Origin of the sequence: Pseudomonas sp. SAS7 (genome assembly GCF_052112345.1) — a bacterium.
GTDB lineage: Bacteria > Pseudomonadota > Gammaproteobacteria > Pseudomonadales > Pseudomonadaceae > Aquipseudomonas > Aquipseudomonas putida_Q.
Genome location: NZ_JBEGGO010000016.1, coordinates 151,881 through 160,874, shown reverse-complemented (window position 1 = coordinate 160,874; position 8,994 = coordinate 151,881). Strand labels below are relative to the sequence as shown.

The following is an 8,994-nucleotide window of genomic DNA, read 5'->3' as shown; positions in this document are numbered from 1 at the left end:
TTGCTCTAAAACGATGGTGGAACCCTTAGACGCTTGAATGGATTAGCGGCTATCGTAGGAGGCGGTAAGCGAACCGTCTTTGCTCAGAAGGGAGTAGGGCGCGTTCCTGCACACTACAAAGGGAACACTATGCAGCAGCTACCTACCGACGAAACCATTCGCACAGCCCTGAAGCGAACCCATGCTCGGATGCATCGACAACACGAACTCGTCGTCGAATTTGGCGTGATGTCGCTACAGGCCACAGACTTCGATCAGTTGCTGACGCGAGCCTGCGAAGTTGTTGCCGAGGGGATGGATACTCAGTATGCCAAGGTGTTGCAACCAGAGCCGGATGGGGATGGGGATGGGTTCATCCTGTCGCATGGGGTCGGCTGGGACGCTTCGGATATAGGAAAAGCCACGGTTGGTGGCGATGAGGCCAGCCCGGCTGGGTATGCGATGGCGACCTACAGGCCTGTGCTGTCCAACCATTTGGGGATGGAGAACCGCTTTCGAACACCGGAACTGCTGAAAAAGTACGGAATTGAGCGAGCGATTAACGTTCCGATTCGCGGCGTCCTTGGCCCGTTCGGTGTCCTTGAAGCAGACAGCAGCAATGGTGATGATTTCATTGAAAGCGACCTGGTGTTCCTAGAAGGTATAGCCACAGTCATTTCACTCTCTGTTGAAAGAATCAATGCAGGCGTTGAGGCCACTCATCCCGATCCCTATTCTGAAACGATTTTGAACGCCAGCCCTGACTGGGTGGAAATCATGTCCCCTGGCGGTGAGATCGAGTTCATGAACGAAGCAGGGTTGACCTTCATGAATGCTCAGGCCTCAAACGTCGTCGGGCAGGGATGGCATGACCTATGGCCGGAGGAATCCAGATCGCTCGTCTGGGAGGCTCTGGGCAGAGTGGGGGCCGGTGAGACCATGCGGTTTGAAGCCTACTGCCCTGTTTCACCTGACGAACCCAAATGGTGGGATGTGACGGTCGCGCCGATCATGGGCGTAAACGGCCAGGTTGATCGAGTGATTGCCGTTTCGCGAGATATCACCGAGCGACATCAATACGAAGCCCAACTGCTTTCACTTATTGAGGCACAGAATTCCAGGCAAAGCCGAAGCGACCTGTATCTCGAAGAAATCCATCATCGGGTCAAAAACAGCCTGCATCTGGTGAACACGCTATTGCTGTTGCAGGCAAACCTCGCACTCGATGCAGCCGTTAAACTGCAGCTTGAAACAGCAGCTGGCCGGGTAGTGACCATCGCCAGTGTCCACGAGCGCCTCTACCAGACTGCTGAAGAGCAAGGCGTGCGTGCTCCAGATTATCTCAATGCACTGCTGGGGGATTTGGGCAAGGCGTTGGCTGATCGAAGAATCCTGTTGGAGACAGATGATTTCGTCCTGCCGCCGGAGCGGATGGCTCCATTGGGCTTGGTCATCTCTGAACTGATCACCAATGCGCTCAAGTACGGGAAAGGCACAATTGAGGTGCTCGTTAAACATGCTGGCGACCATGCGCTACTCACAGTGCGGGATGAGGGCGATGGCTTCCCCGATAATTATCCCAAGCCAACAGGTACAGGCCTGGGCATGCGCCTGGTCAAAAGCTATTCCGGCTATGGTGGCGCGGCAGTGAGCATTGATCGCCAAGGCAGCAAAAGCTGCATTCATGTCCGTTTCAGGCTCTAGCCATCTCTAGCTTTCCCTCTTTGCCGATAGCACTTTGCCCTGCGGCCAGGGTCTCGTTAATCAAGCCGTGTTGAACGGCATTGATTTCGATAGCGCCTGGGGCGGGGGAGGGGTGCGTGAAAATCGGCTGCCTGGGGTGGGGTTCACTGATTTGGAAGCCAGGCCAACTGCGTCTATGCGGTGATTGGTCGGATGAAGGCCCAAGAGTACCTGTCGAGTTTTCAAGGGTGTCAGATGGTGGTGAGCTTGCTACTGCAATTTGCCTGGGAGCCGAGCCGGTACGGGTATTCTGGGCAGCGCTGGCCACTCATTCGCTGGAACACGCCTATAACGAATTAGCTCAACGAGAGGGTGTCCCTACGCATCGCACGGATGGTATCGGTGTCCTGATAGTTCACGACGATGACGGCTATGACAGTCTCAATCGATGGGCGCTTAGCCAGGGCCTGGACGCCCTGATCTGGACGGCACTTCCGCCTCGCTTCATGAATTTGGAGAATCGCATACCCAATGCGCGTGAGGCGCTGATGTACCTGGAGTCGCTGGACACAATCACCCAAGAGCATGCCAGGCGATACATAGAGAATGTGCCCGCGCAGATCGGCACCGCTTACCGACGGATGTTCGCAGAGCGTCTCGGATGGTAGGTCGACCCCTCCCGAAGGCGACGGGGAAGGGTCGAACTTCAATTTTGGCTTTAACCGAGGAGTAACGAGCGATGCGTGTTTGGGGATGGCTGATGACTGCGGTGGGCTGCACGGGACTTCTCGTAACACTCACCTTGTTCGGTGCTGCAGTGCTGGCCGTAGTAGAGCAGCCTGGCCAAGCATGTGCTGTAAGTCTGCTAGGGGGTGCTATATCAGCATTGTTGATTTTAGCCGGTGGACGCGTCCGGTTTAAAAGCAAACCGCTTTTGCCAATCGCGCTCTAGCAAATCAGACGAGGAGGGAGCTGCCAAGGTGTGATTCACCCTGGCAGCGCACATGCCGGTTTAGCGATTTTTCGCTGTTGCGGCCTCCACCATGACTGTTTTGCCCGCCTTTGCGCCCAGCCTCGGAAGCCCGCTCCCGGTCATTGGCGAAATTGCCGCCCGACGACTGACCCCCTTTACGAGCTGCCTCGGACGCGTTCTCGCGTTCATTGGCAAAATTGCCGGAGTTGGTTTGCGAAGTCCCACCTTGATTGCCGCGATTACCTTGATTGTTAGCCATGATCTTTCACCTCACGTGGCACACAGGAAAGTCTGTGTTCAACTTGGAGGGGTGAAAGCGGCTAATTCGCTCAGCTGAGTTTCGCTTTTGACGGGCTGCGCTAAGAAAAGGGCTCCCCTGTTAGTGGCGCGCCGACTCTTGGAATCCTAAGCGAACGCTTCTAGGCCGTGTCATTCGGCAGTTCCACTGAACTGGCGACTGTTTGGCTCCCTCGTAATTGAACACCGTCATAACCGGGATCCGGCGCATGGACGACACGAGTTTGGCATTCATGATTTTCTCGGCTGATCATCCAGAGGCACTCGCCCAAGTGCGGGCCTTGAGCGAAGCGGAAGCGTTGGAAGCTGGAGAGCCGTTGTCGGCCTTGCGGGACACCATGGTCGTCCAGTCCCTTACTGCTGAAGCCAACAAGCGAGGCGTTTCCCTCGCGGGGCTTGTTCAGACGCTTATCGGCAGGGACAACTTGGGGGATGCCGATCCGACAGTCTCAAGCTTGGAAAAATACAACCGGATGCGTGATTTCAACGCCTCACCGGAACCGTCGGGAGCAGGGAAATCCGCTAAGCGTTCGAAGCGCGCAGCTGCTCATGCCTTGCAGTTTTGCGTTCAAAAGCACGATGCCACTCGACTGCACTACGACTTCCGCCTGGAACTCGACGGCACGCTCAAAAGCTGGGCAATACCCAAGGGCCCATGCCTGGATCCGAAGGTGAAGCGGCTCTCGGTGCATGTTGAAGATCACCCGCTTGATTACGCCTCCTTCGAAGGAACGATCCCGGAAGGGCATTATGGGGCCGGGGATGTGATCGTTTGGGATCGCGGGATCTGGCTTCCCCAGGGCGATCCGGCTGAGGCCTATAAGAAAGGCCGCATGAAGTTCGAGCTGCAGGGCGAAAAACTCTCGGGCCTATGGAACCTTGTCCGGACGAACATCGAGGGTAAGCAGGAGCAGTGGTTTCTGATCAAACATCAGGACGAGGCCGCCAAGCCGCTCACTGACTTCGACGTTGTGGTCGAGCTGCCCAACAGTGTGCTCAGCGACCGTACCATCATCCCCAAAAAGCGCGGTCGGGCGAGGGCAACGTCATCCAAGCCGACCCCTTCCACAACCGACGCCGGGCCGAGCACAGAAGGCGCTGTGGCTGCAGCACTGCCAGAGAAGCTCTCTCCGCAGCTAGCGACTCTGGTCGACTCCAGCCCTCGCTCTGAAGAATGGCGCTACGAAATCAAGTTCGATGGTTATCGCATGCTGTGCCGCGTCGATGGGGATGACGTCCGGCTGTTCACCCGCAATGGTCATGATTGGACTGCGAAGTTGCCGAAGCAGGCGGCTGCAATCGCCTCCCTCGGGCTTGCAACTGCCTGGCTGGACGGCGAGATCGTCATACCGGATGAAAACGGTGTGCCGAATTTCCAGTTGCTACAAAACGCGTTCGACGCCGGCAAGAGCCAAGGCATCGTCTACTACCTGTTCGACCTACCATACCTCAATGGCGCAGATCTTCGGCAGGTGCCGGTAGAGAGTCGTCGTGGTTTGTTGAAGCAGCTCATTGATGACTCGACCGACCCGTTGCTGAGGTTCTCCGAAGACTTCACCGAAGACGTCGACGCATTGATGAACAGTGCCTGCCAAATGCGCATGGAGGGGCTCATCGGCAAACGCTTGGGCAGTCCTTACGTATCGCGCCGCAGCGATACGTGGATCAAGCTTAAGTGCAAGCATCGACAGGAGTTCGTCATCGTTGGCTACACCGATCCAAAAGGTGCGAGGAGCGGCTTCGGGGCCCTCGTCCTGGCCCTCAATGATGAAGACGGTGGAAAGTTGCGATACGCCGGCAAGGTCGGCACAGGCTTTACCGAATCGACTCTCGCCACCATCCTGGAAACGCTACTGCCGCTGAAGCAGAAACACGTGCCGGTGATGAACCCACCGAAAGGTGTCGACGGCAAAGGCATTCACTGGTTGCAGCCGACCCTGCTGGCCGAGGTCACCTTCGCTGAGATCACCTCGGACGGTGTGGTCAGGCACGCGGTGTTCCAGGGTATCCGAACGGACAAGCCTGTCCAGGACATTACGGAGGAGAAGCCGGCGCCTGCGCCGAAGGAGCGAAGGTCAGTCAAGGCGAAATCGGAAGACAAGGGCTCCGCTACCAAGGTTCGGATCACCCACCCGGAGCGTGTGATTGATCCTAGCAGCGGGCTCACCAAACGAGACCTGGCCGAATACTACGCTCAGGTCTCACCTTGGCTTCTGCCTCACCTGAAAGACCGGCCCATCGCTCTGGTCAGGGCGCCCGAAGGGATTACCGGAGAGCTGTTTTTCCAGAAGAACGCTGACCGTCTGGCCATCCCGAACATCACCATGGTGCCCAAGGCCGAGGCCGGCAAAGCGGGCATGGTCATCAACAGCGTCGAGGCCTTGGTAGGTGCCGTGCAGATGAGCACCATCGAACTGCATTCCTGGAACGGCACGACTGACCACATCGAACAGCCAGACCGCTTCGTGCTGGATCTCGATCCTGATCCCTCCCTGCCCTGGAAGACCATGGTCGAAGCCACTCAGCTGACCTTGGTTGTGCTCGATGAATTGGGCCTGCATTCGTTTCTTAAAACCAGTGGCGGCAAGGGCATCCATATCATGGTGCCGCTCACCCCTAAAGCTTCTTGGGAAGAAGTGAAGGACTTCAGCCAAGCCATCGTGAAGTACATCGCCAAGCTGATCCCGGATCGGTTCTCCGCCGTGTTAGGCCCAAAGAATCGTATCGGCAAGATCTTCATCGACTACCTGCGCAACGGGAAAGGGGCGACTACCGCCAACGTTTTCTCTGCACGGGCCAGGGAGGGGCTGCCGGTATCGGTGCCGATCTTCAGGGAGGAGATCGTCGAGCTGCAGTCGGCGGCCAAGTGGAACATCAAGAATGTTCAGGAGCGGCTGGATGAACTGGGCGGTGATGATCCCTGGGGAGGTATGGACAACGCTTCACAGCTGATCACGCTGGAGATGAAACGCAGAATCGGAATGAAATCTTAGCCCCCGACAAGGCTCAGTGTAATGCAGGGCCCGGAGGCTTATAAAAATCGTAAGGGAGCACTATGCCAGGACAGAACAAAGACCAAGCCGAGCTCCTCATAGCCCAGGTACTGGCAGCAGCATGCCTGGTGGCTGAGGGAAATGCTGCCTCTAAGCAAGACCGGCACCTCGTAAGGCGGCTGAGACAACAGGCCGATGAGGCTTTGTGTCTACAGCAGATATCTGTCTATGCACAGGTGGGCGCAATCCAAGAAATGCAGTTCACGAGTGCCGAAGATCATGATTTCGATCTCGTTGACCTTCGAAAAATAGTGATGAGAAAACGTGGACGTCAGGTGGTGCTTGATCTGACCCGGCTCCGCTCCTTCGCAGGGATTCTTCGCGTGGATAAGTGGGCCAGGTCGGCGCTCAAACCAATCTTTCGAAGGCCTTCAAACTCCTTGGTCAGCCTGCGCTGTGTTAAGGCCACCCTCGTCAATTTGCGACTCGTCACATCCCGTCATATTGCCAAGGCATTATCTGCTAGCCGGTGATTGCGTTGCCGCTTCGCTGCGCTATTGTGAAGGCACCCCACATATAAGACTAAAGTCGTAGGAGGGCGGCATGCGAATTCGCGGTGATGTTTTCTGGAACTGGGCAGATCCAACGCTTCATCACAGGTCTCACGATGAGACACTAGACGACGGTACGACCATGGACATCCAGGTGAGACTGTCGCGCACGGGCAACACGCAATTGTTCATCGGGGTGTATGCCGGGACGGGCATGGCGCTCCATGAAGAAGCTTTCGACTCGCGGCCTGGTGAATCGATGACTAGGTCGTTGGCCTGGGGTGTGGGACGAGCACGATGCCTTGCAACCAATCAGCAACCTACTGAACGGCAAGTCGCTTAAGTCTTGAGCTTTTTTGCTGGTGGCGGCGACTTACTCGTCACCATGCTGCTTTGTCGAGAGTTATGAGCCTGCTGCTGCCGCCCCTTAGGAAGGTCTCGCGAGGCCTACTTATCTCTCGTGTTCGGCTCCAGCATCAAACTCACGTTTTCAGCGAGCGCTCGGAGCGTGAAGGGTTTGGTCAGGAGCCTCATGTGCTGGCCTAGAAACGCCTCTCTATCAGCTGCAGCTTGGGCATAACCTGTCAGAAAAAGTACCGGTAGAGCGGGGTACCTTTGCTGCGCAATTTCAGCCAATTGCCTTCCGTTCATTCCTGGAAGGCCGACATCGGTGACCAGGATGTCGACGCTCTCCATATTCATGAGGACGTGCAAAGCCTCTTCGCCATCGCTTGCAACGAAAATCTCATAGCCCAACTCAGTGAGCACCTCCTGGTTTAACATCCTGACTGAGTGATCGTCTTCAACCAGCAGTATTTTCTGTCCGGTTCCGTGATTCGTCGCATGAGGGATATCGACAGCTTGATCAACCTGAATATCCGCTGTTGGCAGGTACAAGGAGATCGTGGATCCCTCACCCGCAATGCTTGATATCTCCATTTTTCCCCGGCTTTGCTTTGCAAAGCCATACACCATGGAAAGCCCTAGACCAGTACCTTGGCCGATAGGCTTCGTGGTGAAGAAAGGCTCAATCACTTTTGGAATGAGATCATTGCTGATCCCTGTGCCGGTGTCCTCCACATCAATCCGGATGTACCGCCCGGCTGCGAGCTCATCGGTTTTTGAAGACTGTTGCTCGATTATCACCTCGCGTGTCGATACGGTAATTGTGCCGCCACTGGGCATGGCATCTCGGGCATTGATAACCAGATTAAGTATCGCATTCTCCAACTGGTTGGCATCTGCCAGGGCGCAGGGGAGGGGATCGCTGAGATTCAGCAATACCTTGATCTGCTCGGTCGCGGAGCGCTTCAGCAAATCGTATAGGCTGACGATCAGGTCATTGGCTGAGAACGGTTTTGCATCCAATGATTGCCGGCGAGAAAATGCGAGTAAGCGCTCTGTAAGGGACGCGGCGCGTTTTGCAGAAGCGTGTGCCGCATCGATATAGCGGTCTAGGGCGTCGACGCTGCCCTTGTTGAGTCTCAAGCGAAGTAAGTCGAGCGCGGTAAGAATCCCCGTCAGCATGTTGTTGAAGTCATGGGCAATGCCGCCGGTGAGCTGCCCGACAGCTTCCATTTTGAGCGATTGTCGCAGTTGGTCTTCAGCTCGCTCACGCTCTCTGCTTTCCCGGTGGAGTTGTTCAACAGCCAGGGCAAGGGCTTGGGTACGGCCTGCTACCTGTTCTTCCAAGGACTCATTGAACTCACGCAGCGTGAGCTCAGCCTGCTTCTGGTCGGTGATATCAACAATCACAATGGCCGCCCCCATGATCGTTTCATGGGCGCCCCAAAGCGGAACCGCGCTCACTCGGATCCAGGACTCGTTTTGATCCACAGGCTTGTGGCGGAACACCATGCCGTCGACGGCTTCGCCCCTCAACGCGCGTGCACCGGGGAATGTTTCTGGTGCGACCGGCTGACCGTCAGCGTTTACTGATACCCATTGCTCTGGGCCATGAACAGCCTTGGATGGAATGACTCGATCCGGGATATATCGGTTATAGAGGGGGTTGCTGATCAGTGACGCACCGTTGGTGTCGACGAAGCTTATGCCAACCGGCACATTCTCCAAGAGGATACGAAGGCGTTCTCTTTCCACCCCGAGTTCTGAAACACGATCCCGCATGTCAAATTGGCGTGCTCGAGATTGCCACGCAGCAGCGATGGCGCTCATCAAGGCTGCAGAGCTCATCGGACGTTCCAAAACCACTACGTTAGAGGCACTGGAGGGAAGGCGCCTACGAATCAAGTCGTTGTCCTTCCCGGCGCGGTTGCGGTTGGAGGTCAGCAGCAAGATCGGAATGTCAGACCAGGAGGGCTGGTTGGCCAAAGCGGTGCCAAGGCCTCTGATGTCGCCGGTCAAGGCCTCCTCGGTGATCAGGATGATGCCTGTCTCATCACCAATGATTTTTGATAGAGCGTCTAAGTCACAGCACGCTTGCACTCGGTAAAGCGTGCCCGCAACACGCTGCAGCACCGCCGCATCCCCTCGGAATGGCGCTACTACCAACAATGAC

General features: G+C 56.3%; 6 protein-coding genes and 1 pseudogene. 5 read left to right on the top strand and 2 right to left on the bottom strand.

The annotated features are described in order from the left end of the window. The first annotated feature begins 129 nt into the window (after nucleotides 1–129). Both ABI582_RS23315 and ABI582_RS23310 read left to right on the top strand, forming a co-directional pair. Nucleotides 130–1,683 (top strand): sensor histidine kinase, encoded by a 1,554-nt coding sequence (locus ABI582_RS23315; RefSeq protein WP_442120414.1) that lies wholly within the window; start codon nucleotides 130–132, stop codon nucleotides 1,681–1,683. A gap of 116 nt (nucleotides 1,684–1,799) precedes the next feature. Then, nucleotides 1,800–2,330: a hypothetical protein gene (locus ABI582_RS23310; RefSeq protein ID WP_442120413.1), complete on the top strand. Its 531-nt coding sequence runs from the start codon at nucleotides 1,800–1,802 to the stop codon at nucleotides 2,328–2,330. Nucleotides 2,331–2,687: 357 nt separating this feature from the next. Here ABI582_RS23310 and ABI582_RS23305 read toward each other — a convergent pair. Then, nucleotides 2,688–2,870: pseudogene (locus ABI582_RS23305) on the bottom strand (general stress protein); the annotation flags it as partial. 271 nt (nucleotides 2,871–3,141) lie between these two features. On the opposite strand from ABI582_RS23305, the gene ligD reads away from it, so the two are divergent. The 3 genes from ligD (at nucleotide 3,142) to ABI582_RS23290 (ending at nucleotide 6,819) form a co-directional block, all read left to right on the top strand. After that, nucleotides 3,142–5,925, top strand: coding sequence for a DNA ligase D (ligD, locus tag ABI582_RS23300; RefSeq protein ID WP_442120412.1), 2,784 nt, complete (start codon nucleotides 3,142–3,144; stop codon nucleotides 5,923–5,925). Between the two features lie 62 nt (nucleotides 5,926–5,987). Continuing rightward, complete coding sequence (locus ABI582_RS23295; protein ID WP_442120411.1) at nucleotides 5,988–6,458, top strand: hypothetical protein; 471 nt, start codon at nucleotides 5,988–5,990, stop codon at nucleotides 6,456–6,458. Between the two features lie 70 nt (nucleotides 6,459–6,528). Then, a complete protein-coding gene (locus ABI582_RS23290) occupies nucleotides 6,529–6,819 on the top strand; it encodes a hypothetical protein (protein WP_442120410.1) in 291 nt (96 codons plus the stop codon). 104 nt (nucleotides 6,820–6,923) lie between these two features. Here the strand turns inward: ABI582_RS23290 and ABI582_RS23285 are convergent, their stop codons facing one another. Next, on the bottom strand, nucleotides 6,924–8,990 hold the full coding sequence (locus tag ABI582_RS23285) for a response regulator (protein ID WP_442120409.1): 2,067 nt from the start codon (nucleotides 8,988–8,990) through the stop codon (nucleotides 6,924–6,926). Nucleotides 8,991–8,994: the final 4 nt, after the last annotated feature.